The 21,996-nt window shown below is 70.1% G+C and carries 23 protein-coding genes; 9 read left to right on the top strand and 14 right to left on the bottom strand.

Annotated features, from left to right (window positions below):
* Positions 1–40: 40 nt before the first annotated feature.
* The 5 genes from RBS60_RS09410 (at position 41) to RBS60_RS09390 (ending at position 3,990) form a co-directional block, all read left to right on the top strand.
* On the top strand, positions 41–784 hold the full coding sequence (locus RBS60_RS09410; protein ID WP_307957291.1) for a phosphatase PAP2 family protein: 744 nt from the start codon (positions 41–43) through the stop codon (positions 782–784).
* 7 nt (positions 785–791) lie between these two features.
* Complete coding sequence (locus RBS60_RS09405; protein WP_307957290.1) at positions 792–1,457, top strand: VTT domain-containing protein; 666 nt, start codon at positions 792–794, stop codon at positions 1,455–1,457.
* Between the two features lie 96 nt (positions 1,458–1,553).
* Complete coding sequence (locus tag RBS60_RS09400) at positions 1,554–2,237, top strand: response regulator transcription factor (protein WP_307957289.1); 684 nt, start codon at positions 1,554–1,556, stop codon at positions 2,235–2,237.
* Entirely contained in the window at positions 2,234–3,319 is a 1,086-nt protein-coding gene (locus tag RBS60_RS09395) for a HAMP domain-containing sensor histidine kinase (RefSeq protein ID WP_307957288.1), read from the top strand. The genes RBS60_RS09400 and RBS60_RS09395 overlap by 4 nt, the downstream gene beginning before the upstream one ends.
* A gap of 32 nt (positions 3,320–3,351) precedes the next feature.
* Positions 3,352–3,990 (top strand): VOC family protein, encoded by a 639-nt coding sequence (locus RBS60_RS09390; RefSeq protein WP_307957376.1) that lies wholly within the window; start codon positions 3,352–3,354, stop codon positions 3,988–3,990.
* Between the two features lie 70 nt (positions 3,991–4,060).
* On the opposite strand, the gene RBS60_RS09385 is transcribed toward RBS60_RS09390, so the two are convergent.
* Complete coding sequence (locus tag RBS60_RS09385) at positions 4,061–4,861, bottom strand: CPBP family intramembrane glutamic endopeptidase (protein ID WP_307957287.1); 801 nt, start codon at positions 4,859–4,861, stop codon at positions 4,061–4,063.
* A gap of 77 nt (positions 4,862–4,938) precedes the next feature.
* Here RBS60_RS09385 and RBS60_RS09380 point away from each other — a divergent pair, with 77 nt between their 5' ends.
* On the top strand, positions 4,939–5,619 hold the full coding sequence (locus RBS60_RS09380; RefSeq protein WP_307957286.1) for a histidine phosphatase family protein: 681 nt from the start codon (positions 4,939–4,941) through the stop codon (positions 5,617–5,619).
* 22 nt (positions 5,620–5,641) lie between these two features.
* On the opposite strand, the gene hutI is transcribed toward RBS60_RS09380, so the two are convergent.
* From hutI to tdh, 4 genes are all read right to left on the bottom strand, one after another.
* Positions 5,642–6,919 (bottom strand): imidazolonepropionase, encoded by a 1,278-nt coding sequence (gene hutI / locus RBS60_RS09375; RefSeq protein WP_307957285.1) that lies wholly within the window; start codon positions 6,917–6,919, stop codon positions 5,642–5,644.
* A gap of 11 nt (positions 6,920–6,930) precedes the next feature.
* Positions 6,931–8,058 carry an FAD-dependent oxidoreductase gene (locus RBS60_RS09370; RefSeq protein WP_307957284.1) on the bottom strand — a complete coding sequence of 376 codons (1,128 nt, stop codon included), beginning with the start codon at positions 8,056–8,058 and terminating at the stop codon, positions 6,931–6,933.
* Between the two features lie 74 nt (positions 8,059–8,132).
* Positions 8,133–9,377 carry a glycine C-acetyltransferase gene (locus tag RBS60_RS09365; RefSeq protein WP_307957283.1) on the bottom strand — a complete coding sequence of 415 codons (1,245 nt, stop codon included), beginning with the start codon at positions 9,375–9,377 and terminating at the stop codon, positions 8,133–8,135.
* 10 nt (positions 9,378–9,387) lie between these two features.
* Positions 9,388–10,434 (bottom strand): L-threonine 3-dehydrogenase, encoded by a 1,047-nt coding sequence (gene tdh / locus RBS60_RS09360; protein ID WP_307957375.1) that lies wholly within the window; start codon positions 10,432–10,434, stop codon positions 9,388–9,390.
* Between the two features lie 72 nt (positions 10,435–10,506).
* Between tdh and RBS60_RS09355 the strand changes: the two genes are divergently transcribed.
* Together RBS60_RS09355 and RBS60_RS09350 are read left to right on the top strand one after the other, a co-directional pair.
* A complete protein-coding gene (locus RBS60_RS09355) occupies positions 10,507–11,484 on the top strand; it encodes a LysR family transcriptional regulator (protein ID WP_307957282.1) in 978 nt (325 codons plus the stop codon).
* A 21-nt stretch (positions 11,485–11,505) separates the two neighbouring features.
* On the top strand, positions 11,506–12,084 hold the full coding sequence (locus RBS60_RS09350; RefSeq protein WP_307957281.1) for a type 1 glutamine amidotransferase domain-containing protein: 579 nt from the start codon (positions 11,506–11,508) through the stop codon (positions 12,082–12,084).
* On the opposite strand, the gene RBS60_RS09345 is transcribed toward RBS60_RS09350, so the two are convergent.
* From RBS60_RS09345 to RBS60_RS09335, 3 genes are all read right to left on the bottom strand, one after another.
* Positions 12,068–12,586 (bottom strand): DUF6069 family protein, encoded by a 519-nt coding sequence (locus RBS60_RS09345; protein ID WP_307957280.1) that lies wholly within the window; start codon positions 12,584–12,586, stop codon positions 12,068–12,070. The genes RBS60_RS09350 and RBS60_RS09345 overlap by 17 nt on opposite strands.
* Positions 12,587–12,694: 108 nt before the next feature.
* Complete coding sequence (locus RBS60_RS09340) at positions 12,695–13,066, bottom strand: VOC family protein (RefSeq protein ID WP_307957279.1); 372 nt, start codon at positions 13,064–13,066, stop codon at positions 12,695–12,697.
* Positions 13,067–13,162: 96 nt separating this feature from the next.
* A complete protein-coding gene (locus tag RBS60_RS09335) occupies positions 13,163–13,516 on the bottom strand; it encodes a VOC family protein (protein ID WP_307957278.1) in 354 nt (117 codons plus the stop codon).
* Between the two features lie 98 nt (positions 13,517–13,614).
* On the opposite strand from RBS60_RS09335, the gene RBS60_RS09330 reads away from it, so the two are divergent.
* The gene (locus RBS60_RS09330) at positions 13,615–14,631 is read left to right on the top strand and encodes an RNA polymerase subunit sigma-70 (protein WP_307957277.1); all 1,017 of its coding nucleotides are present in this window, start codon (positions 13,615–13,617) and stop codon (positions 14,629–14,631) included.
* Here RBS60_RS09330 and gatB read toward each other — a convergent pair.
* The 6 genes from gatB to ligA all read right to left on the bottom strand — a co-directional run bounded on the left by gatB (position 14,628) and on the right by ligA (position 21,896).
* Positions 14,628–16,139, bottom strand: coding sequence for an Asp-tRNA(Asn)/Glu-tRNA(Gln) amidotransferase subunit GatB (gene gatB / locus RBS60_RS09325; protein WP_307957276.1), 1,512 nt, complete (start codon positions 16,137–16,139; stop codon positions 14,628–14,630). The two genes, RBS60_RS09330 and gatB, sit on opposite strands and share 4 nt — an antisense overlap.
* A gap of 13 nt (positions 16,140–16,152) precedes the next feature.
* Positions 16,153–17,703 carry an Asp-tRNA(Asn)/Glu-tRNA(Gln) amidotransferase subunit GatA gene (gatA, locus tag RBS60_RS09320; protein WP_307957275.1) on the bottom strand — a complete coding sequence of 517 codons (1,551 nt, stop codon included), beginning with the start codon at positions 17,701–17,703 and terminating at the stop codon, positions 16,153–16,155.
* 3 nt (positions 17,704–17,706) lie between these two features.
* Positions 17,707–18,003, bottom strand: a complete 297-nt coding sequence (gene gatC / locus RBS60_RS09315) for an Asp-tRNA(Asn)/Glu-tRNA(Gln) amidotransferase subunit GatC (RefSeq protein WP_307957274.1) — start codon at positions 18,001–18,003, stop codon at positions 17,707–17,709.
* Positions 18,004–18,121: 118 nt separating this feature from the next.
* Positions 18,122–18,622, bottom strand: coding sequence for a GNAT family N-acetyltransferase (locus RBS60_RS09310; protein ID WP_307957273.1), 501 nt, complete (start codon positions 18,620–18,622; stop codon positions 18,122–18,124).
* A complete protein-coding gene (locus RBS60_RS09305) occupies positions 18,619–19,509 on the bottom strand; it encodes an inositol monophosphatase family protein (RefSeq protein ID WP_307957272.1) in 891 nt (296 codons plus the stop codon). Before RBS60_RS09305 ends, RBS60_RS09310 begins: the two co-directional genes overlap by 4 nt.
* Positions 19,506–21,896, bottom strand: coding sequence for an NAD-dependent DNA ligase LigA (gene ligA, locus RBS60_RS09300; RefSeq protein WP_407073430.1), 2,391 nt, complete (start codon positions 21,894–21,896; stop codon positions 19,506–19,508). Before ligA ends, RBS60_RS09305 begins: the two co-directional genes overlap by 4 nt.
* Between the last annotated feature and the right edge of the window lie 100 nt (positions 21,897–21,996).

Genomic DNA, 21,996 nt, shown 5'->3' with positions numbered 1-21,996 from the left:
TCTTAGAACTGTCTTAGATTCCGGGGTCCACCATAGAACCATGACTGCCTCGGACCACGCGAAGACGACCGCCGGCGGGTGGACCCAGCTGCCCATCCGGAGCCGCCTCCTCCGGCTGCCAACCATCAAGCACTGGATCGTCGTGCCGATCGCCATGAGCATCGTGCTCCTGGCACTCGGCTTCGCGTCCACAACGCCCTCGTACCAGAACTCTGAGCTCGCGATCAACCAGTGGATGAGCACTCAGCACGTGGGCTGGATGAACGCCGTGGCACTCGCCCTCGAGCAGATCCTCGGCCCGCGGGGCGCCATCGTGATCCTGGTCCTCCTGCTCATTGTCCTGTGGTTTGTGCGCCGCACACCTGTCGACGCGATCGCCGTGGTTACCGTGACCGGATTCGGCTGGGTGTACAGCCTCATCTTCAAGTACGCGGTCCACCGGCACCGCCCGGACCCGAATCTGCTGGCCAACCCCCTCTCGCCGGACATGGACCCGAACAGCTTCCCGAGCGGCCATGTGTGCTTCGCCGTCTCCCTCACGATCGCGCTGTACTTCCTGTTCCGCCATACGAAGTGGGGCACGTGGGTCCTCGTCGTCGGCCTCATCGCATCGGCCTTCGTCGCCTGGACCCGGGTCTATGTCGGTGTCCACTACCCGATGGACGTCGTGGCCTCCTTCCCGGCATCGATCGCGGGCGTCTTCCTGTGGTCCGGCGTCTGGAACCGGATTGCCCCGCCCATCCTGAACCGACTTCCCTTCATTTCCCGACTCGAGAGCCGCTGATCCCCCAATGCTTGATCCCACTGCCCTCCTCGTCGGCGCCGGACCCTGGGTCCTGGGCGTCGTCGCGCTCATCGTGTTCATCGAGTCCGGCCTGCTCTTCCCGTTCCTGCCGGGCGACTCCCTCCTGTTCACCGTAGGACTCCTCCATGCCCAGCTCGGACTGAGCCTTCCCGTGCTCATGCTCGTGGTGGCGATCGCGGCCGTCGCGGGCGATCAGGCCGGCTACCTCATCGGACGGTTCGTGGGCAAGCGCTGGTTCCGCGAAGACGCAAGGATCCTCAAGCTCAGCTATCTCGACAGCGCCGACGAGTTCTTCGGCCGGTACGGTGGCCGGGCCCTCGTGCTGGCCCGGTTCGTGCCGATCGTGCGCACCTACGTGCCGCTCGCCGCCGGCATGGCCCACTACCCGTACCGCAAGTTCCTCGGCTGGAACGTGCTCGGCGGCGTGGCATGGTCCATTTCAGTCACGCTGCTCGGCGTCTGGCTCGGGCACGTCGAGTTCATCGCGAAGAACATCGACATCCTGTCCGTGCTCATCGTCGCCGCGTCCGTCATACCGATCGGCATCGAGGTCATCCGCCGGCGCCGCAAGGCCGCACAGGCCATGCCCGTCCGGGTGACCGTGCCCGCGGACGACGAGGAGACGGCCGACGCCGAGGACTACTCGCGCTGACCGCGCACCGTGCGTGGCCGCTTCCACGGGGTCTGGACCCGCGGAACTGGCCACGCAACGGGGCCTATGCCCGCGCCGGTTGACACAATGACAGCCATGGACACCCCACAGCCTCCCCGCGTGCTGCTCGTCGAGGACGACCGTCAGCTGGGGCCACTCCTGGCCGAGCTGCTCGGTGACGACTTCGATGTCTCCCTTGCCGCAGATGGCCGCGAGGGGCTCCGGCTCGCGCTGGCACGGGAGTGGGATGCGCTCGTCGTCGACCGAGGGCTGCCGTCGCTGGACGGTGTGTCCCTCGTCAAGTCGTTCAGGGCGAAGGGGCTCATGACGCCGATCCTCGTCCTCACGGCCCTCGGCAGCGTGCCGGACAAGGTCGAGGGCCTCGACGCAGGCGCCAACGACTACCTCGTCAAACCCTTCGACGTAGAGGAGCTCGCGGCCCGGCTCCGTGCGCTCACCCGGACATCCGCTGCTGCTGCCACCTCCGAGCCCGGCCTGCTCCCCATTGGTGCCTGGGACCTCGACCCGGCCGCCCGGGTACTCACCTCTCCGTACGGGCACAGGGTCGAGCTCTCCGCGGCCGAGTCCGCGCTCCTCGGGCGCCTCGCGGCGGATCCGGGCCGCGTCCACTCGCGGGCCGAGCTCCTCGAGTCCGTGTTCGACGCGGGCGACACGCCCGGCGTCGTCGACACGTATGTCCACTACCTCCGGAAGAAGACGCAGAAGACAGTGATCAGGACCGTGCACGGCGTCGGGTACCAGCTCGGCGGCCTCGAATGACCGGGCCGTCCCAATCGGCCCTCCGCTGGATGCGGCGTGTCCCCGCGAACTCGGACGAGGCGGCGCTGCAGCGCGCTGCCGTCCGCGTCGGGGTGCAGATCGCAGCGGCGGTCGCGGTCGTCGTCGTGCTCATGATCGCGGCGGCGGCCATCTTCGTTGCCGTCAAGTCGCAGCCGGCCGAGGTCGTCGCGCACCTGTCCCACAGCGGGCCGCAGATCGTCCTGGACCCGATCGACGTCTTCGGAGCGCTCATCGTGGGCGGCTTAGCCGGGATTGTGCTCGCCGGGATTGTTGGAGTGTTCGTCGCCCGGCAGGCAGTGCGCCCCCTGGGCGAGTCGCTCGCGCTCCAGCGCAGCTTCGTCCAGGATGCAAGCCACGAGCTGCGCACCCCGCTGACCGTCATCGACACGCGCATCCAGCTGGCCCAGCGGCGCCTCGGCCCGGACAGCGACGCGGCGGGCGTCCTCGCCGAGCTTCGCGGCGACTCGGCGAAGCTTGCCGCCGTCATCGAGGACCTCCTCCACGCCGTCTCGGGCGGACCCGACATCCCCGAAACGCCCACGGACCTCGGCTCGCTCGCACGCGACGTGGTCCGCGACCTCTCCGTCCTCGCGGCCGAGCGCGGCATCTCGCTCGCCGCGGACGCCCCGACCATCCCCGTCCCCGTCGCGGTAGACCCCGCACCCCTGCGCCGCGTGATCGTGGCGCTGGCCGACAACGCGCTCAAATACACGCCCGACGGCGGGCGGGTCACCGTGGGCGTCCGCGTCGCGGGCGGCACAGGAACCGACAGGCGGAGCCCGACGGCGGTACTCACCGTCGCGGACACCGGGCCCGGGATCGCGGGGCCGGCGCCGGAGCGCGTGTTCGAGCGGTATGCCGGTGGCGGGACGGCTTCTCACACCGGGCGCCGCAGCTTCGGCCTCGGCCTGGCCCTCGTGCGGGACATCGCCGTGCGCAACGGCGGCGCCGTGCGGATCGCCTCCACCGGCGCGGGCGGGACGACCATGGAGGTCACGCTGCCGCTCGCGGAAGCGACCCCGCGACGGTCATCCCACCTCGGTAAGGGTACCCTAAGCTGAGTGCCCGATCACAAAGTGGCACCATGACTTTTATGCGTATGGACCATGTTTCTTATGCCTGCGAAGCCGACGGCCTGCTGGCCACGACGGAGCGGATCGCTCAGGCCCTCGGCGTCGAGGCCGTCAAGGGCGGGGTCCACCCGCGATTCGGTACCCGCAACATGATCATCCCCCTCGCGGACCACCACTACCTTGAGGTCGTCGAGGTCCTGGACCACCCGGCGTCGGACAAGGCGCCCTTCGGCCAGGCCGTGCGCGCCCGCAGCGCCGCTGGCGGGGGCTGGATGGGCTGGTGCGTCGAGGTCCATGACCTCGCGCCGTTCGAGGAGCGCCTCGGGCGCCAGGCCGTGCCCGGCAACCGCAAGTTCCCCGACGGCCGCGAGCTCGTGTGGAAGCAGATCGGCATCCTCGGGCTCATCGCCGACCCCCAGGTGCCGTACATGCTCAAGTGGGAGGGCGACCCGTCGCTCCACCCGTCGAACGCCTACCCGGCCACCGTGCGCATGAGCAAGCTGACGATCGCGGGCTCGGCGGAGCGCGTCACCGAGTGGCTCGGCGAGCCGGTCGAGAAGCCGCTCGAGGACGTAGACGTCGAGTGGGTCTCCCCGAAGGGCACCCCGGGCATCATGTCCGTCACGTTCGACACGACCAACGGCGCGGTCATCATCTGACCCCGCATCCGCGAAAGGTGACCCCGCATCTGGAGATCTGGATGCGGGGTCACCTTTCGGCATTGCGGGGTCAGCCCAGGCCTATCGTCCTGCCCACAAGGCTGAAGCCCACGAACGCCGTGATGTCGAGCAGCGCGTGAGCGATCACGAGCGGCATCACCCGCCCGTACTTCCGGTAGACGAGGGCGAACACGAGCCCCATCACGGCATTCCCGACGAACGGCCCGATCCCCTGGTACAGGTGGTAGCTCCCCCGCAAGAGCGCGCTCGCCGCCACCGCGGCCGGAACGGCCCACCCGAGCCGCCGCAGCCACCCCAACATGAACGCCACGACGATGACCTCCTCGAGGACGGCGTGGCGCATGGCGGACACGATGAGCACGGGCACTGTCCACCAATGCTGGTCGAGCCCACTGGGGATGATCGCCGTCGTGATCCCGAGCGCGCGCCCAGCCCAGTACAGACCGAGCGAGGGGATGCCTATCGCGAGGAACAGCCCCACACCCCAGAGCCAGTCCCGGCCGGGCCGTGCGAGATCGAGCCCGAGGCGACGGAACGGCGCGGTCCATTCCACCGGGCCGCCGCTCGTGCGCGCAACAGCGTCCCACACGAAGTACAGCGCGAGCGCGACGGGGACGAGCGCGAACACGATGTCCAGCAGCTGATACGTGAGATCGAAGTATTCGCGAGCGTTGAGTGACCGGTTGAGGGTGCTGGTCCCCTGTGACAGCGGCGCCTGGGTGGCCTTGTCGATCAGCTGCACCACGGAGTAGACCGCCGACTGCCCCAGCGAGAGCCCCAGCACGATGAGCAGCTGGGCCCGCCGGCGGGCGTGGGAGACGGGACGGACGACGGCGCGTGGTTGGGGCATGCCTCCCATCATGCCGTGCGCCTCGCGGCGGTGCTCGCTGCCGCCGGGGCCGCACGCCTGCTCTACGCTGGGGAGCTATGAGCGCGCCGCGGCAGATCATCCTGGTCCGGCACGGCCAGTCGGCCGCGAACCTGGACACGAGCATCTACGACCGCGTCCCGGACTACCGGATCCCGCTGACGGACCTGGGGATCGCCCAGGCCCGCGAGTCCGGGCGCCAGATCCGCGCCCAGCTCGCGGGCGAGCAGGTCTGCGTCTATGTATCCCCATACCTCCGGGCGTACCAGACCCTCGAGGCGCTGGGCATCGAGGACCTCACCGAACGGGTCATCGAGGAGCCCCGCCTGCGGGAGCAGGACTGGGCCAATTTCCAGGACGCCGACGAGATCGGCAAGGAGCGCGCGCTGCGCAACTCGTACGGGCACTTCTTCTACCGGTTCCGCGAGGGCGAGTCCGGCAGCGACGTCTACGACCGCGTCTCGGCGTTCATGGAGACCCTCCACCGGCACTGGAACAAGCCCGCCTACGCCCCCAACACGCTCCTCGTCACGCACGGCCTCACGATGCGCCTGCTGTGCATGCGGTGGTTCCACTGGACGGTGGAGTACTTCGAGTCGCTGAACAACCCGGACAATGCAGGCATCCACACGCTCGTGAGGCAGCCCGACGGCCGCTACGAGCTCGACGCACCGTTCACCCAGTGGACGCCGCGCACCGCGACGGACACGGTCCTGAGCTCGATGCGGGAGCGGCTCTAGGGCCGGCGCGGCCAGACTGCGATCAGACCACGCGCTGGCCCGCGCGCCACACGGCGTGCGTGAGCGGCATGCCGGGCCGATACGCGAGGTGCGTGGCCGACGGAGCGTTGAGCATGTGGAGGTCGGCGCGATGCCCGACGGCGATCGAGCCCACCGCGCGCTGCCCGTCCACGTCGTTGCCCACGTGGCGGCGAAGCGCGAGCGCTCCTCCGAACGTCGCGGCGCGCACGGCCTCCTGGACGGAGAGCCCCATCTGCAGGACCGCGGTCGTGACACAGAAGCCCACCGAGCTCGTGTAGCTCGTGCCGGGGTTGCAGTTCGAGGCGATCGCGATCTGGACGCCAGCGTCGATGAGACGGCGCGCGGGCGCCAGCGGCGCGCGGGTCGAGAGGTCGCACGCGGGCAGGACGGTCGCGACGGTTCCGGCCATGGCTGCGGAATCGGCCGACGCCGGCCCCGTCCACCGTGCCCAGCTTCCCGCAAGCGCCTCCACGTCGGCGTCGTCGAGGAAGTTGACATGGTCCACGCTCGCGGCGCCGAGCTCGACGGCGAGCCGCACGCCCGGGCCCGGTCCGAGCTGGTTGCCGTGCACGCGCACTCCGAGGCCCGCCTCGCGGCACGCGAGGAGCACCCGGCGCGACTGCTCCTCCGAGAACGCGCCGGTCTCGCAGAACACATCGGCCCAGCGCACGTGCGGCCGCACGGCGGCGAGCATGTCGCCGCAGACCAGGGCCGTGTACTCGTCGGCGTCCGCTCCGGCGGGCACGAGGTGCGCGCCCAGATACGTGACCTCATCGACGAACTCGGCGGCCAACGCGGCGCTGCGGAGCTCGTTCGCGACATCGAGCCCATAGCCCGTCTTCGTCTCGAGATACGTCGTTCCCCCCGCGACGGCCTCGGCAACGCGTGCAGCAAGCAGCCGGCGCAGCTCGTCGTCCGACGCGGCCCGCGTGGCGCCCATCGTGACGCCGATCCCGCCCGCGGCATACGCCTCTCCGGCCATCCGCGCCTCGAACTCCGCCGTGCGGTCGCCAGCGAACACGAGGTGCGAGTGCGAGTCGACCCACCCGGGAAGCACGGCGCGGCCAGCCGAGTCGAATCGCTCGTCGGCTTCCGGGGCGGACGACGACGGGCCGACCCAGGCGATCCTCTCGCCGTCGAGCACGACGGCGGCGTCCCGCATCACGCCAGCCTCGGAACCGCCCGCGCCAAGAACAGCCTGGCCGTCACCGTCCGGAAGATGCTGGGTGGACAGTTCACCGATGTTGTCGATGAGGAGGGTTCGGCCACGCTTGCTCATGGCGCTATCCTCTACCGCCGCACCGACAATCTATGCGGATCAAGCGCCCTTGCTGTCTCGGATACCGGATGTTCCCCTGTTCGGACCGCCTGCTGGCCCGCCAGGAGCTGGCCTGCGGCGTCTTCGGCGAGGGCGGAGGACGTCTGGAAGCCGTAGCCGCCCTGCCCTGCGAGCCAGAAGAACCCCGGGGCCTCGGGGTCGTACCCCATGATGGGCAGCCCGTCCTGGGGTGAGGTCCGCAGCCCCGTCCACGCCCTGACGATCCCGGTCACGGGCAGGTCGGCGACCCTGCGGATGAGCTCGATGGTCCTCTCCACGTCCCCGGGCCGCGGCACGGCGTCCTCGGCGCGAGACGGCTCGGACTCCGACGGCGAGACGAGCGCGCCCGCCTCATCCGGCCGGAAGTACCACGAGTCGTCGGCAGCGCAGACCATGGGCGAATCGGGGTCGAGCGGCTGTGCGAGGGAGACGAGCGCGGCCGTGCGCCGGTAGGGCTGGAGGCCGAGGCGCTCTACGCCGAAGAGGATCGCGAGGTCGTCGGCCCAGGCGCCCGCCGCGTTGACCACGTTGGTCGCGTGGAAGCCCTCGGCTCCGGCCCCGACAAGCCAGCCCTCCCCCACCCGCTGGGCGGTGTGGACCGGGCTGCCGGGATGGATCGTGACGCCGCCGGCCCGGGCTCTGGCCTCATGGTCGGCGAGCAGCGCGAGGGCGTCGGTCCGGACGGACCCGGTATCCAGCGCCGCCGCCTCGAAGGCGCCCGCGCGCAGAGTCGGAGCGAGGGTGCGGGCCTCGTCCGGGGTGAGGCGCCGCATGCCCGCGTGGGCCTCGGCCTCGACCTGCGCCGCGGTGCCCACGAGCAGGAAGCGGCTCGGCCACGCGAGGCGGCGGCCGGCGGCGTCCACCGCATCCGCGAGCACCGCGAGGGTGCGCCGCGTGAGGTCCTGGACGGGCTCGGGGCCATAGCTCGGGATGAGCTGCTGGGCCGAGCGGGCGGACGTGTGGTAGGCAAGCGAGGGCTCGGCCTCGACCAGTGCCACCCGGCACTTCCCGGCGAGCTGCGAGGCCAGCGAGAGGCCGGCGATACCGCCTCCGACAATGAGGACGTCGACGTCATGGGTGCTGTTCGTGGTGCCCGGCATGGCCCCACCCTACCCGCGCCGCGCGCGGGCGGGGAGGGGAACTCCGCCCCTACCGCAGGCCCACCTCCGCGGAGTCATGCCCCGAGGGCGTCCCCCCCGACTGCGTTCCCTCCGACTGCGTCACGCGCCGCGGTGAAGGCCCGCACCGCCACCTCGACGTCCTCGGCTGAATGCGCTGCCGAGAGCTGCACGCGGATCCGTGCGAGGCCCCGAGGCACCACAGGGAACGAGAAGGCCGTCACGTACACACCGTGGGCGAGCATCTCGGCCGCGATACGGCCCGCGAGCGCTGCGTCGCCGAACATGACGGGGACGATCGCGTGTTCGCCCGGCAGGAGCTCGAAGCCCTCCTCGGCCATCCGTGCCCGGAAGCGGGCGGCGTTCGCGAAGAGCCGCTCGCGCAGCTGGGCGGACTCGGCGACCAGGTCGAGGGCGCGCATCGTCGCGGCGACGATGGAGGGCGCAACCGAGTTCGAGAACAGGTACGGCCGGGCCTTCTGTCGCAGCGTCGCGACGATCTCGGAACGGCCCGAGACGTACCCGCCGGACGCGCCGCCGAGCGCTTTGCCGAACGTCCCGGTATAGATGTCCACGCGGTCCGAGACCCCTGCATGTTCCGGGGTGCCCGCGCCCGTCGCGCCCATGAAGCCGACGGCGTGCGAATCGTCCACCATGACCATCGCACCGTACTTGTCCGCGAGGTCGCAGATCTCGCGCAGGGGGGCGAGGTAGCCGTCCATCGAGAAGACGCCGTCGGTGACGACGAGGACACGACGCGCCCCCGCGCCGTCGTGCATCGCCTTCGCCTCCTGCAGGCGCGCCTCGAGCTCGCCCATGTCCCGGTTCGCGTACCGGAGGCGGGCGGCCTTGCAGAGCCGGATGCCATCGATGATGGACGCGTGGTTGAGGGCGTCCGAGATGACGGCGTCCTCAGGGCCCAGGAGCGCCTCGAAGACGCCCCCGTTCGCGTCGAAGCAGCTGGAGAACAGGATGGTGTCCTCGGTGCCGAGGAACTCGGAGACGCGGCGCTCGAGGGCCAGATGGGTGTCCTGGGTGCCGCAGATGAAGCGCACCGAGGCCATGCCGAAGCCGCGCTCGTCGAGGGCACGCTTCGCCGCCGCGATCAGGTCGGGATGGTCGGCGAGCCCGAGGTAGTTGTTGGCGCAGAAGTTGAGCACCTCCTGGGCGGGCGCGCCGAGGGGGCCCGCCTGGATGTGCGCCGACTGCGGCGAGTCGATGTGCCGCTCCTCCTTGAACGTCCCGGCGGTGCGGATGTCCTCGAGCTCGGCGGCGAGCTGCTCCTTGATACCAGTGAACATGCGATTCCTCTCAGACTTCCGACCAGTCCAGCACCACTTTGCCGACGCTGCCAGAGCGGGCGACGGCGAACCCCTCCGCCCAGCGCTCGGCCGGGAGGACGTCGGTCACCACGGACGCGACGTTGCGGCGGAGCACGGGATTGGAGGACAGCATGGCGCTCATGGCGTACCAGGTCTCGAACATCTCGCGGCCGTAGATTCCCTTGAGCGTGAGCATGTGGGTGACGATCTTGGTCCAGTCGATCTCGGCAGACTCGGACGGCAGCCCCAGCAGCGCGATGCGGCCGCCGTGGTTCATGTTCTCGATCATCCCCGAGAGGGCCGCGGGGCGTCCGGACATCTCGAAGCCGATGTCGAAGCCCTCGACCATGCCGAGCTCACGCTGCGCCTCGCGCACGCTCATCGACGAGACGTCCACCGCGAGGTCTGCGCCCATCTGCCGCGCGAGCTCGAGGCGTCGCTCGGAGACGTCGGTGATCGCGATCTTCCGGGCGCCCGCGTGCCGCGCGACGGAGATGGCCATGAGCCCGATCGGCCCCGCGCCGGTGATGAGGACGTCCTCGCCGACGAGGGGGAAGCTCAGTGCGGTGTGGACGGCGTTGCCGAACGGGTCGAAGATCGCGCCCAGCTGGGGGGTGATGAGCGGGTCGTGGTGGACCCACACGTTGGCCTCGGGGATGACGACATACTCGGCGAACGCGCCGTCGCGCTGCACCCCGACGCTGACCACGTTGATGCACATCTGCCGGCGGCCGGCGCGGCAGTTGCGGCACATGCCGCACACGATGTGGCCTTCGCCCGAAACGCGGTCGCCGACCTTGACCACCTTGACGTCCTCGCCGGTCTCGACGATCTCGCCGTAGAACTCGTGGCCGGGGATGAACGGGGCGGTGGCCATCGCCTGGGCGGACGCGTCCCACGACTCCAGGTGCAGGTCGGTGCCGCAGATGCCGGTGGCGAGGACGCGGATCTTGACGTCCGCGGCGCCGGTCTCGGGCTCGGGTCGCTCGGTGAATTCGAAGCCGGCCTGCGGGCCGGGCTTGTACAGGGCCTTCATGAGGCTCATTCAACGCTGTCGAACAGCTTAGAACAACCGGATGTTTCTCAACGGACGGTTTAGGATCGACTAATGGATATCCGCCAGCTGCAGATCCTTCGCGAGCTCGGGGAGCTCGGAAGCGTCAAGGCCGTGTCTGAGGAGCTCATGGTCACACCGTCCGCGGTTTCGCAGCAGCTCGCACTCCTGGCCCGCAGCGCGGGGGTGCCGCTCACCCGCAAGGAGGGCCGCACCCTCGTCCTCACCGACGCGGGGAGGGTCCTCGCGGAGGCGGGGGGCGCCGTCGTCCGCGCGATGGCGGACGCCCGCGCCGCGATCGGCGCCTACCACGAGGACCCGGCGGGGATCGTGAGCGTGAGCGCCTTCCATTCGGCCGCGCAGGCGCTGTTCGGTCGGCTCACGGCACGCCTCGCGGGGCCCGATCACGACGTGACGCACGACGGCGCGACTCAAGCCGCCGCGCAGCCGGCACCGCGGCTGCTCCTCGCCGACGAGGACGTCCCCCAGCACGGCTTCCCGGCGCTCACCGCCCGGTATGACATCGTCCTCGCCCACCGCCTCGCGCACAGCGAATCGTGGCCCGAGGACCGGCTCGTAGTGGTCCCGCTCGTGCGCGAGCCGTTCGACGTAGCGCTCCCCGCCGCACACCCGCTCGCGGCGAGCGCGGTGCTCACCCCCGCGGACGTCGCGGGAGAGCGCTGGGTCTCGAGCCGTCCGGGCTACTCGCCCGCGGACGTGCTCTCTGCGATCGGAGCCGTCGCGAGCCGGTCTCCCGAGGTCGCCCACCGGATCAACGACTACTCGACAGTGGCAGCGGTCGTGGCCGGCGGCGGGGTGGTCGGCCTCCTGCCCCGGTACACCGCGGCGATCGGGCTGCCGACCGGCGTCGTGCTGCGGCCGCTCGCGGGGATAGGCACGGAACGCAGCATCGACCTGCTCGTGCGCCCTGAGAATGCGCGGCGGCGGTCGGTGCAGACAGTCGCCGACGCTCTGCGGGACCTCGTCGGAGACCTCGTCTCCGAGGCCGAGGGCAGGAAGACCGGCCCTTGACGCCGCACCTACACTGTGGCCATGGCAGCACGCGAATACGGCGTCATTCCCCAGGCCGCCGATGACAGGGCACCGAGGGCCGTTGTCCTCTCCGCGGACGCCTTCGAAGATCTGGAACTCTATGTGCCGGTCTTCCGCCTCGTCGAAGCCGGTTGGACCGTGGACATCGCCGCCCCCGAGAAGGGGAAGATCACCGGCGAGAGCAACTGGTACTACATCATGGCCAACAAGAGCATCGATGAGATCGACCCGGACGGGTACGACCTCCTCGTCATCCCCGGCGGAAAGCCCCATGGCGCGCCCACCACGGTGAGGAACAACAGCCACGCGCGGGAGATCGCACGTTCCTTCTTCGCCAAGGACAAGCCGGTGGCGGCGATCTGCCACGGCCCCTATCTGCTCGTCTCCGCAGGCGTCGTGGAGGGGCGGCGGCTCACCTCCTATTGGGGCGACGGCGTGCCGGAGGAAATTACTGCCGCAGGCGGCCAGTGGGAAGATGCCGACGTGGTGATCGACGGCAATCTCGTCACGTCGAGGTGGCCCATGGACATCGCCGCGTTCTCACGGGAAATGATGAAGCTCGTCAGCGACCGGGGCTGAGGGACGCCGCCCGCTGGGGCGCGATGAAGACCAGCGCCGGATACGTGATGAGCGCGAGGGCGAAGTGCATGAGCACGAGCACCCCCACGGCGGCCGGCGGCTGGCCTTTGGCCAGGATCCACGCGTCCGGGGCGAGTCCGACCAGGGTGACCGCGACGGCGAGCCACAGGAAGGGCTTCCAGGCGCGGGAGGAGATCCATGCGACCGCTGGCCAGGCGAGGCAGGCCAGCCCCACGCCGACCACGGTGAGCTTGAAGTAGTCGGCGAACTGGAAGTGCTCGTAGCCGGCCGTGTCCGGGAACGCCGCGATGCCGGCGGCCGCGAGGACGGCGCACGCCAGCACCGAGGCAGCGATCGCCACGAGGCTGGCCAGCACCCAGCGGCCCAGGGCCGGCTGGTTGGCGCCGCGAGGGAAGTCCAGCCCGAGCGTCCGTGCCGCGCGGGTGCCCTCAATGAGGGTCTGCGCCGGGGTTCCGGAACGGTGAGGGGACGGTGCGGACATGGAGTTCCTCCTGCTGGGGATCGGTCGCGTGAAGCTGACTCCAGCGTAGGAACCGCCGTCTAAGAATCTCCTAAGATCCGCGCACCCGTGGGGCCGGTACCCGCGAGGTCAGTTCTCGAAGAGGCAGAACGGATGGCCATCCGGGTCGAATAACACCATGACGTCCTCCTGCGGCTGATGCGGCGAGCGCTGGGCGCCGCAGTCCTCGGCGTGTTCCGCGGCCTTGGCGAGATCCGTCACGAGCAGGTCGAGGTGCATCATCATCTGCTGCTTCCCTGGCCGCTCCGGCCAGACGGGACGCTCGTAGCCCTCCTCGAACTGGAACGAGAGCTGCCGGCCACCCGCAGGGTCGAGGACGGTGGCCCACTCCTGCTCATCGTCGCCGAGCTCCCACCCGAGGAGATTGGAGTAGAAGCGGGCCGCAGCCTGCGGTTCGGGGCTTCCGAGGACCGTCGCGTGGTACTGGATGAGTGACGCCATGCGCTCACACTATTCACTTCGGAGCCACCATCGGAAGATGTCCGTGGGCCCCTTTCGGGGTTCGTCGACGAGCAGACCCGCTGAGGTGCCTCGTCGTCATTCGGGGGGCGTCCCGAGTGGCCGCCAGATTCCGAACCGGTTCCCTTCCGGATCGCCCAGGTGCGCGAACTCGATCGCACCGTTGTTCGTCAGCGGGATGACGACGGTAGCCCCGAGCCGCTCGGCCTCGGCGAGCGAGCTCGCGACATCGTCCACCTGGACGTAGAACACTGCCCAATGGCCCCCGCCCACCGCCCCGCTGTCCCACATGCCGCCGGCGTCCGTATTGATCATCCGATAGCCGACCGGCGAGGGCTCTCCGAAGCCCCAGCCGAAGAGGCCGTTGTAGAACGTCTTCGAGCCCTCGGGGTCCTGGGTTCCGATCTCGAAGTAGTTCACCTGCGTGGTCATGGCATCCTCCGTCTTCCGCGGCGGGTCCCTCGACGGATCCGCGTCCAATGGTGCAGACGCCGGCCGGTGCCTAAAGTGGGCGGTCGGAGGAGAAACTCATGGAGGAAGACCCCGACGTCCTTGGACGTGCCAAGGCCGGAGACCAGAGTGCGTTCGACGAGCTGGTAGCCCCGCATCGGCGCGAACTCCACGCGCATTGCTACCGGATGCTCGGCTCAGTGCACGATGCCGAGGATGCGCTCCAGGAGGCACTGCTGTCCGCGTGGCGGGCCATGCCCCGCTTCGAGGCACGTTCCTCGGTACGGGTGTGGCTCTACAGGATCGCCACGAACAGCTGCCTCGACGCGCTGCGGGCCGCCCGGCGTCGGCCGCCCGCGGTCACCACGATCCGCGGCACCACACCGCCCGAGCCCAGCAGTCTCGGCGAAGTGGCGTGGCTCGAGCCGTACCCGGACTCACTCCTCGAGGCCGCCCCCGCTGTGCCCGGACCCGAGGCCGCCCTGAACACGCGGGAGTCGATCGCGCTCGCATTCATCACCGCACTGCAGCTTCTGCCGCCGCGGCAGCGCGCGGTGCTGATCCTGCGCGACGTCCTAGGTTATAGGGCACGCGAGGTGGCGGGGATGCTGGGCACGAGCGCGGAGTCGGTGACGAGCGCCCTCAAGCGGGCGCGCGCCACGCTCGCCTCCCGCCGAGGCGGCGAGGCGGAGCGGCCCGCGCCGGGATCGGCGGCCGAGCGGGCGCTGGTGGACCGGTTCGTGGACGCGTTCACGGTGCACGACGTCGACGGGCTCGTCGCGCTCCTCACCGAAGACGCCACAGTATCGATGCCGCCCATGCCGTTCGAGTACAAAGGGACGGCGGCGGCCGAGCGCTTCTTCGCATCGATACGGCCTCGGGCCGCGCGGCAGGTCGCCGTGGTGCGCACGCGTGCGAACGGGGACCCTGCCATCGCGCCCTACGTGCACGACGACACCACCGGGCTGTGGCGGTCGATCGGCGTCATCGTGCTCACCCCGGGACGCGATGGGTTGCGCGGGATCACGCACTTCCAGGAGGCCACACTCGCGAGCTTCAGGCTGCCCGTAACGCTCGCGAGCGTGCCCTCGCGTTAGACCTGGACGCCCAGCCTCTCGAGGATGAGCTCCTTGACGCGGCCCGCGTCAGCCTGGCCGCGCGTGGCCTTCATGACCGCGCCCACGATCGCGCCGGCCGCCTGGACCTTGCCGCTGCGGATTTTGTCCGCGACATCGGGCTGTGCGGCCAGCGCCGCGTCGATGGCCTCGAGGAGAGGGCCGTCGTCGGAGACGAGCACGAGTCCGCGGGCCTCCATGACCTGGGTCGGGGTTCCCTCGCCGGCAATGACGCCGTCGAGCACCTGGCCAGCCATCTTGTTGTTGAGCTTGCCGCCCTCGACGAGGCCGTTGAGCTCGACGATCGCCTGCGGGGTCACGCCGAGGTCAGCGGGCTCGACGTCGGCGACCTTGGCGCGGCCCACGATCTCGCCCATCCACCACTTGCGGGCGGCTTGCGCGGTGGTGCCCGCGGCGATGGTCTCCTCGATGGAGTCCATGACGCCGGCGTTGACGACGTCGCGGAACTCGGCGTCCGCGTAGCCCCACGCCTCCTTGAGGCGCTTACGCCGCTCGGCGGGGGGCTCGGGCAGTGTCGCGCGGATCTCCTCGACCCACTCGCGGCTCGGAACCACGGGCACGAGGTCCGGCTCCGGGAAGTACCGGTAGTCGTCGGCGTCGCTCTTGGGGCGACCGGCCGTCGTCGTGCGCGTGTCCTCGTGCCAGTGGCGCGTCTCCTGGGTGACCTTCTCCCCCGCGGAGAGAACGGCCGCGTGGCGCTGGATCTCGAAGCGCACCGCGTGCTCGACGGATCGGAGCGAGTTGACGTTCTTCGTCTCCGAACGCGTGCCGAACTTCGTGGCGTCCTTGGGCATGAGCGAGACGTTCGCGTCGCAGCGCACGTTGCCGCGCTCCATGCGGGCGTCCGAGACACCGAGGTTCTTCACGATCTCGCGGACTGCCGCGACGTAGGCCTTCGCGAGCTCGGGCGCGCGGGAGCCGGCGCCCACGATCGGCTTCGTGACGATCTCGACGAGCGGCACGCCTGCACGGTTGTAGTCCACGAGGGAGTAGTCGGCGCCCTGGATGCGGCCGGTCGCGCCGCCGAGGTGGGTGAGCTTGCCTGCGTCCTCCTCCATGTGCGCACGCTCGATCTCCACATGGAAGACCGTCCCGTCCTCGAGTTCGATGTCGAGCCAGCCGTCGTAGGCGATCGGTTCGTCGTACTGGGAGGTCTGGAAGTTCTTGGGCGTGTCCGGGTAGAAGTAGTTCTTCCGGGCGAACCGGCAGGATTCGGCGATCTTGCAGTTGAGCGCGAGGCCGATCTTGATGCTCGACTCCACGGCGGCCTTGTTCACCACGGGAAGGACGCCGGGCATGCCGAGGTCGACTTCGTTGACGTCCGTGTTCGGCTCGTCGCCGAACACGTTCGGGGCGGAGGAGAACATCTTGGTCTTGGTGTTGAGCTCGACGTGGACCTCGAAGCCGAGGACCGGGTCGAACTTCTCCATGGCCTCGTCGAAGGACAGGATCTCGTCAGTGGATGCCATTTCTCTCTCCTTCTTAGAGTGCCGGGGCCTGGGCGAGCAGCGGGCCGCCCCACTGCGCCTCGAGCAGGGCCTCGAGGGCCGCACCCACCCGGTACAGGCGTGCGTCCTCGCGGGCCGGGGCGAGGATCTGCAGGCCAGCGGGCAGTCCGTCCTCGTCGGCAAGACCGCTCGGGAGCGAGAGTCCGGGGACACCTGCGAGGTTGGCCGGGATGGTCGCAACGTCGTTGAGGTACATCGCCAGCGGGTCATCGAGCTTCTCGCCGAGCCTGAAGGCCGTGGTGGGTGCCGTCGGCGAGATGAGCACGTCCGCTTGGGCGAACGCGGCGTCGAAGTCGCGCTGGATGAGGGTGCGGACCTTCTGCGCCGAGCCGTAGTAGGCGTCGTAGTAGCCGGCGGAAAGGGCGTAGGTGCCCAGGATGATGCGACGCTTCGCCTCGTCGCCGAAGCCCGCAGCGCGCGTGGCGGCCATGACGCGCTCGATCGTCATCGGGCCGTCCTGGGGCGTGACGCGCAGTCCGTACCGGACGCCGTCGAACTTCGCGAGGTTGCTGGAGACCTCGCTCGGCATGATGAGGTAGTAGGCGCCGAGCGCGTACTTGAAGTTGGGGCACGAGACCTCGACGATCTGCGCACCGGCGCCCTCGAGCAGAGTGAGCGCCTCGCGGAAGCGGGCCTCGACGCCGGGCTGGTAGCCCTCGCCGCCGAGTTCCTTCACGACGCCGATGCGCAGCCCCTTGAGGGCCCCTCCGGCTGCGCCGGCCTTCGCCGCCGCGACGAGGGTGTCGAACCGGTCGGTGAGCGAGGTGGAGTCGAACGGGTCGTGGCCGCCGACGAGCTCCTGGAGGAGCGCGGCGTCGAGCACGGACCGCGAGACCGGGCCGATCTGGTCCAGGCTCGAGGCCATCGCGATCGCGCCGTAGCGGGACACCGCACCGTAGGTGGGCTTGACGCCGACTGTGCCGGTGACGGCGCCGGGCTGGCGGATGGACCCGCCGGTGTCGGTGCCGAGCGCGAGGGGCGCCTCGAAGGCCGCAACGGCCGCAGCCGAGCCACCACCTGAGCCGCCCGGGATGCGGTCGAGGTCCCACGGGTTGCGGGTGGGACCGAACGCCGAGTGCTCGGTCGAGGAACCCATGGCGAACTCGTCGAGGTTGGTCTTGCCGAGGATCGGGAGCTTGGCGGCCCGGATCTTCTTGATGACGGTGGCGTCGTAGGGGCTCATCCAGCCCTCGAGGATGCGGGAGCCCGCCGTCGTGGGCTGGCCTACCGTGACGATGAGGTCCTTGATCGCGATCGGGACGCCCGCGAGCGGATGGAGGGCCGCAGCGTCATCCCCGCCGGCGGCGCGGGCCGAGTCGACCTCCCGGGCGACGCCGAGCGCCTCCTGGGTGTTGACGTGCAGGAACGCGTGGACTCCCCGCTCGCCGCCGTCGACCTCGGCGATCCGGTCGAGGTGCGCCTGGACGACCTCCTCGGAGGAGACCTCCCTGGCGGTGAGCTTCTCGGCGAGGGCCGAGGCGGTGGAGGTGATCAGTTCGCTGAGGTTCTTCTCATTGGCGCTCATGGGTTACTCCTCGCCCAGGATCGCAGGGACCTTGAAGAGGCCCTCGTCGGCATCGGGGGCCCCGGAGAGCGCCTCGGCGGGCGTGAGCACGTGGCCCACGACGTCCTCGCGGAAGACGTTCTGCAACGGGATCGGGTGCGATGTGGCCGGGACGTCGGGCCCGGCGGCCTCGCTCACGCTCTTGACGGCGTCGACGATGTGGGCGAGCTCGCCCGCCATCTTGTCCAGCTCCGCCTCGCTCATCTCGATCCGCGCGAGCTGCGCGAGGTGCGCAACGTCGTCGCGAGTGATCTCAGCCATGGATCTCCCCTGTGAAGGTGAATAAGGTTCGCGGTCCAGTCTAGTCGCGCCCCGAACACCGCTACGGCGTGCCGGGGCGGGACAGCGCCTCCAGGACGGCCAGAGGGTGCGGGTTGAGTCAGAGCCGCTTGATGTACACCGGCAGCATGATGTCGGTCTCCGGAATCGGCCAGTCGCGCTCGGGCGCGCGCTCGTAGCCGAGACGGGGATAGAGCGCATTCGGCGCCTCCCAGCCCTCTCCCGTGGTGAGCACGACGGCGGTCGCGCCCGCGCGCCGGGCCCTCGCCTCGACGTCGGCCACGAGGGCGGACGCCGCGCCCGTGCGCTGCACGTCCGGGTCTACGACGAGCAGCCGGAACTCGTACTCGCCCGCGCCGGCGACCTGCTCGAAGCCATCACCGTGCGCCATGACCGTCACGGACGCGATGACGCGCCCGTCCCGCTCCGCGACGAGGACCGTGCCGCGCGCAGCCCGGTAGGAGACATCCGCGATCTGGCGCATATAGGGGTGCTCCGGACCCTCGAAGTAGCCCGCGCCGAGGTAGGCGGCTTCGACGATGCGCGCGATGTCCGGGTAGTCCTCCGGGGTGGCCTCCCGGATCGTGACCGGGGGCCTCATACGATCGGGAACCTGCCCGAGAACTCGATGCCGCCGGCACAGGTCCACGCACCGAGGCGCTCGGCGTCGCTCGGACCCCCGTCGAGGGGGCTCGTGAGCACGGGCCGCCGGACCCAGCAGCCTGCCTCCTCGGCGATGAGGGCGCCGGCGGCAAAGTCGTGCTCGTTGAGACCCCGCTCGCCGTACGCGTCGTGGGTGCCGTCCGCCACGAGGCACAGGTCCAGGGCTGCGGATCCGAGGCGGCGCATGTCGCCGAAGCCGTCCATGAGACCGGGCAGGAAGGCCGCCTGGTCGGCGCGGACGCCCGGGTCATAGCTGAATCCGGTCGCGAGGAGCGCGGATCCTGCCTCGGCCCGGCCAGGTGCCGGACCTTCGAGCCGCATGGGCCAGGCCTCGAGGGCGCCCTCGCCGCCGGCCGAACGCGGGGCGTCGAGGCGCCATGCGCCGCCGCCGCGAACGGCCCAGTACTCGCGGCGCAGCGCAGGTGCGCTCACGACGCCAGCGAGCCACACACCGTCGACGTCAGCCACCGCCACGCTCGTCGCGTAGTAGACGATGTCGCGGATGAAGTTCGTGGTCCCGTCGAGCGGATCGATGGACCAGCGGAAGCCGCTCGGCTCGGTGACGCGGCTCGTGCCCTGCTCCTCGCCGGTCACGATGTCGTGCGGGCGCTCGGCCGTGAGGACGGCCCGCACGGCCTTCTCGGCTGCGAGGTCGAACTCCGTGACCCAGTCACTCCCCGAGCTCTTCGTCTCCGCGAGGCCGGTCGAACGCGTCAGGACCCCGGCATCGCGACCCGCGAGGACCGCGGCACCCGCCGCCGCGGCGCGCCGGGCGGTGTCGAGGAGGGTTGTCAGGAACTCAGCTGGGTACTCCGCGGCGTTCATCTCTCGTCTCCGTCCGACTCGGCCTCGCCAATCTCCGCAGCGAGCTGTTCAGGCGGGGCGGCCCCGCCGTCGTCCTCGGGGCCGGACTCGGGCTGCTCGCCCGCAGCGGGACGCCACTCTCCCGGACCGTTCTCCAACAGCCTGCGGAAGGCATCTTCGTCCAGGATCGGGACGCCGTACTGCTCGGCCTTGTCGAGTTTGGAGCCTGCGTTCTCGCCCGCCACCACATAATCGGTCTTCTTCGAGACGCTCCCGGAGGCCTTGCCTCCGCGGATGATGATCGCTTCCTTCGCCTCGTCCCGGCTGAACCTCTCGAGGCTCCCGGTCACGACGACGGTGAGGCCCTCGAGCGAGCGGCCCACCGAGGCGTCCTGCTCGTCCTCCATCTTCACGCCGGCGGAGGCCCAGCGGGCAACGATCTCGCGGTGCCAGTCCTCGGCGAACCACTCGATCAGCGCATCCGCGATGATCGGCCCAACGCCGTCGACGTCGGCGAGCTGCTCCCGCGCGTTCTCGGTCGCAAGGACCTCCCGCAGGGCGGTCATCGACCCGTACCGCGTGGCGAGGGCGCGCGACGCCGTCGGGCCCACGTGCCGGATCGACAGCGCCACGAGCACACGCCACAGCGGCTGGGTCTTGGCCTTCTGCACCTCCGCGAAGAGCTTCTCCGTCGAAGCGGTCGGGACCGAGGGCTTCCTGGCCGTCGGCTTGGTCCAGAAGTACGGCACAAGGTCCCACTGCCCCGTGCCAACGCCCTTGACGCGCTTCTCGCGCCACACGGCGACGTCGGCCAGACGATCGCGCAGGTTCGAATCCGGCCAGTCCGCAGCGAGCTCGAAGATCTGGGCCTCGCCGTCGAGGACCCCTGGGCCCTCGGGCCGCGGGTATCCGCCGATCGTGGCCGGGTCCGGGCCGGGCCCGGAGGTCAGGGCGATCGCGGCCTCCCAGCCCAGGGCCTCGATATCGAACGCCCCGCGCCCGGCAAGGTGGAACACGCGCTCGCGCAGCTGCGAAGGGCACGAGCGGGCGTTGGGACAGCGGATGTCCACCTCGCCCTCCTTCGACGGCGCGAGCTGAGTCCCGCACGAGGGGCAGACCGTGGGCATGACGAAGTCGCGCACGGGCGGGTCCTGCTGGTCCCTCAGGGCGAGCACCGGGCCCACGATCTCGGGGATGACGTCCCCCGCCTTGCGGAGCACCACGATGTCGCCGATCATGACGCCCTTGGCCTTGACGACGTCCTGATTGTGCAGGGTGGCCATCGAGACGGTGGATCCGGCAACCTTGACCGGCTCCATGACCCCGAAGGGGGTCACGCGCCCCGTGCGCCCTACGTTGACGAGAATGTCGAGAAGCTTCGTGTGCACCTCCTCCGGGGGGTACTTGAAGGCGACGGCCCAGCGGGGAACACGGGAGGTGTGGCCGAGCGCGCGCTGGGTCGCGAAATCGTCGGCCTTGACCACGATTCCGTCGATCTCGTGGATGAGACTGTGCCGCTTCTGCCCATAGCGCTCGATGAACGCCAAGACCTCCTCGTAGGTTTCGAGGACCTCGTAGTACGGGCTCGTGGGCAGACCCCAGGCCTTGAGGAGGTCATAGGTCTCGGCCTGGCTCGTCGCCGTGAGCCCCTCGCGGGCGCCGATGCCGTGGACAAACATCTTCAGCGGGCGCTTCGCGGTCTCCCCGGGGTCCTTCTGGCGTAGCGAGCCAGCGGCGGCGTTGCGGGGGTTCGCGAGCGGGGCCTTGCCCCGCTCGATGAGTGCCTCGTTGTACTCGATGAATGCCTTGGTCGGGATGTAGACCTCACCCCGGATCTCGACCTCCTCGGGATGTCCCTCGCCGGACAGTCGCTGGGGGACGTCCTTGATGGTCAGGACGTTGTGCGTGACATCCTCGCCCGTGCGCCCATCCCCGCGCGTGGCGGCGCGGACCAGCTCGCCGTTGCGGTAGAGCAGGTTGACGGCGAGGCCGTCGATCTTGAGCTCGGTGAGCCACTTCGCCGGGACCAGCCCGAGCGCGGCGACATTCGCCTCAGCACGCCGGATCCACGCCTCAAGCTCCGAGACCGAGAAGACGTCCTCGAGGCTGTACATCCGCGCGAGGTGCTCGACCGGCGCGAAGGCCGCGGTGGCCTCGCCGCCGACCTCCTGGGTGGGAGAGTCGTTCGCAATCATCTCGGGGTGGAGCGCCTCGAACTCCTCGAGCTGCCGGAACAGGACGTCGTACTCGGCGTCCGAGATCTCGGGGGCGTCCTGGTTGTAGTAGAGCGTGCGGTGGCGGCGGACCTCGTCCGCGAGTGCCTCGTACTCGTCGCGGAGCGACTCGGACGGGATCGCCGTCTCGGGCTCGACGCGCTGTGCTGGGGGGCTCGCTGGTTCTGGGCTCACGGTGTCTATCTTGCCCCATGGCTCCGACACTCCATCAGGTCCCCGGCGGCACGTCGGGGCATCCGGCGACAGCCCCTTCCGGGTCATCCGGCCGGTGGCG

The organism is Sinomonas sp. ASV486, assembly GCF_030908215.1.
Lineage (GTDB): Bacteria > Actinomycetota > Actinomycetes > Actinomycetales > Micrococcaceae > Sinomonas > Sinomonas puerhi.
Note: the sequence above shows the minus strand (reverse complement) of the source record. Positions and strands in the feature narration are given on the sequence as shown.

What these genes read in the sequence shown, in the direction of transcription:
- RBS60_RS09385 (WP_307957287.1), bottom strand. Translation starts at nt 4,861, where the DNA reads ATGCCCCAACCACGCGCCGTCGTCCGTCCCGTCTCCCACGCCCGCCGG.
- RBS60_RS09340 (WP_307957279.1), bottom strand. Translation starts at nt 13,066, where the DNA reads ATGGCGTCACTCATCCAGTACCACGCGACGGTCCTCGGAAGCCCCGAA.
- RBS60_RS09405 (WP_307957290.1), top strand. Translation starts at nt 792, where the DNA reads ATGCTTGATCCCACTGCCCTCCTCGTCGGCGCCGGACCCTGGGTCCTG.
- tdh (WP_307957375.1), bottom strand. Translation starts at nt 10,434, where the DNA reads ATGAAGGCCCTGTACAAGCCCGGCCCGCAGGCCGGCTTCGAATTCACC.
- RBS60_RS09305 (WP_307957272.1), bottom strand. Translation starts at nt 19,509, where the DNA reads ATGAACGCCGCGGAGTACCCAGCTGAGTTCCTGACAACCCTCCTCGAC.
- RBS60_RS09370 (WP_307957284.1), bottom strand. Translation starts at nt 8,058, where the DNA reads ATGCCGGGCACCACGAACAGCACCCATGACGTCGACGTCCTCATTGTC.
- RBS60_RS09345 (WP_307957280.1), bottom strand. Translation starts at nt 12,586, where the DNA reads ATGTCCGCACCGTCCCCTCACCGTTCCGGAACCCCGGCGCAGACCCTC.
- RBS60_RS09350 (WP_307957281.1), top strand. Translation starts at nt 11,506, where the DNA reads ATGGCAGCACGCGAATACGGCGTCATTCCCCAGGCCGCCGATGACAGG.
- RBS60_RS09310 (WP_307957273.1), bottom strand. Translation starts at nt 18,622, where the DNA reads ATGAGGCCCCCGGTCACGATCCGGGAGGCCACCCCGGAGGACTACCCG.
- RBS60_RS09410 (WP_307957291.1), top strand. Translation starts at nt 41, where the DNA reads ATGACTGCCTCGGACCACGCGAAGACGACCGCCGGCGGGTGGACCCAG.
- RBS60_RS09335 (WP_307957278.1), bottom strand. Translation starts at nt 13,516, where the DNA reads ATGACCACGCAGGTGAACTACTTCGAGATCGGAACCCAGGACCCCGAG.
- hutI (WP_307957285.1), bottom strand. Translation starts at nt 6,919, where the DNA reads ATGAGCAAGCGTGGCCGAACCCTCCTCATCGACAACATCGGTGAACTG.
- gatC (WP_307957274.1), bottom strand. Translation starts at nt 18,003, where the DNA reads ATGGCTGAGATCACTCGCGACGACGTTGCGCACCTCGCGCAGCTCGCG.
- RBS60_RS09390 (WP_307957376.1), top strand. Translation starts at nt 3,352, where the DNA reads ATGCGTATGGACCATGTTTCTTATGCCTGCGAAGCCGACGGCCTGCTG.
- RBS60_RS09380 (WP_307957286.1), top strand. Translation starts at nt 4,939, where the DNA reads ATGAGCGCGCCGCGGCAGATCATCCTGGTCCGGCACGGCCAGTCGGCC.
- gatA (WP_307957275.1), bottom strand. Translation starts at nt 17,703, where the DNA reads ATGAGCGCCAATGAGAAGAACCTCAGCGAACTGATCACCTCCACCGCC.
- RBS60_RS09365 (WP_307957283.1), bottom strand. Translation starts at nt 9,377, where the DNA reads ATGTTCACTGGTATCAAGGAGCAGCTCGCCGCCGAGCTCGAGGACATC.
- RBS60_RS09395 (WP_307957288.1), top strand. Translation starts at nt 2,234, where the DNA reads ATGACCGGGCCGTCCCAATCGGCCCTCCGCTGGATGCGGCGTGTCCCC.
- RBS60_RS09400 (WP_307957289.1), top strand. Translation starts at nt 1,554, where the DNA reads ATGGACACCCCACAGCCTCCCCGCGTGCTGCTCGTCGAGGACGACCGT.
- RBS60_RS09355 (WP_307957282.1), top strand. Translation starts at nt 10,507, where the DNA reads ATGGATATCCGCCAGCTGCAGATCCTTCGCGAGCTCGGGGAGCTCGGA.
- gatB (WP_307957276.1), bottom strand. Translation starts at nt 16,139, where the DNA reads ATGGCATCCACTGACGAGATCCTGTCCTTCGACGAGGCCATGGAGAAG.
- RBS60_RS09330 (WP_307957277.1), top strand. Translation starts at nt 13,615, where the DNA reads ATGGAGGAAGACCCCGACGTCCTTGGACGTGCCAAGGCCGGAGACCAG.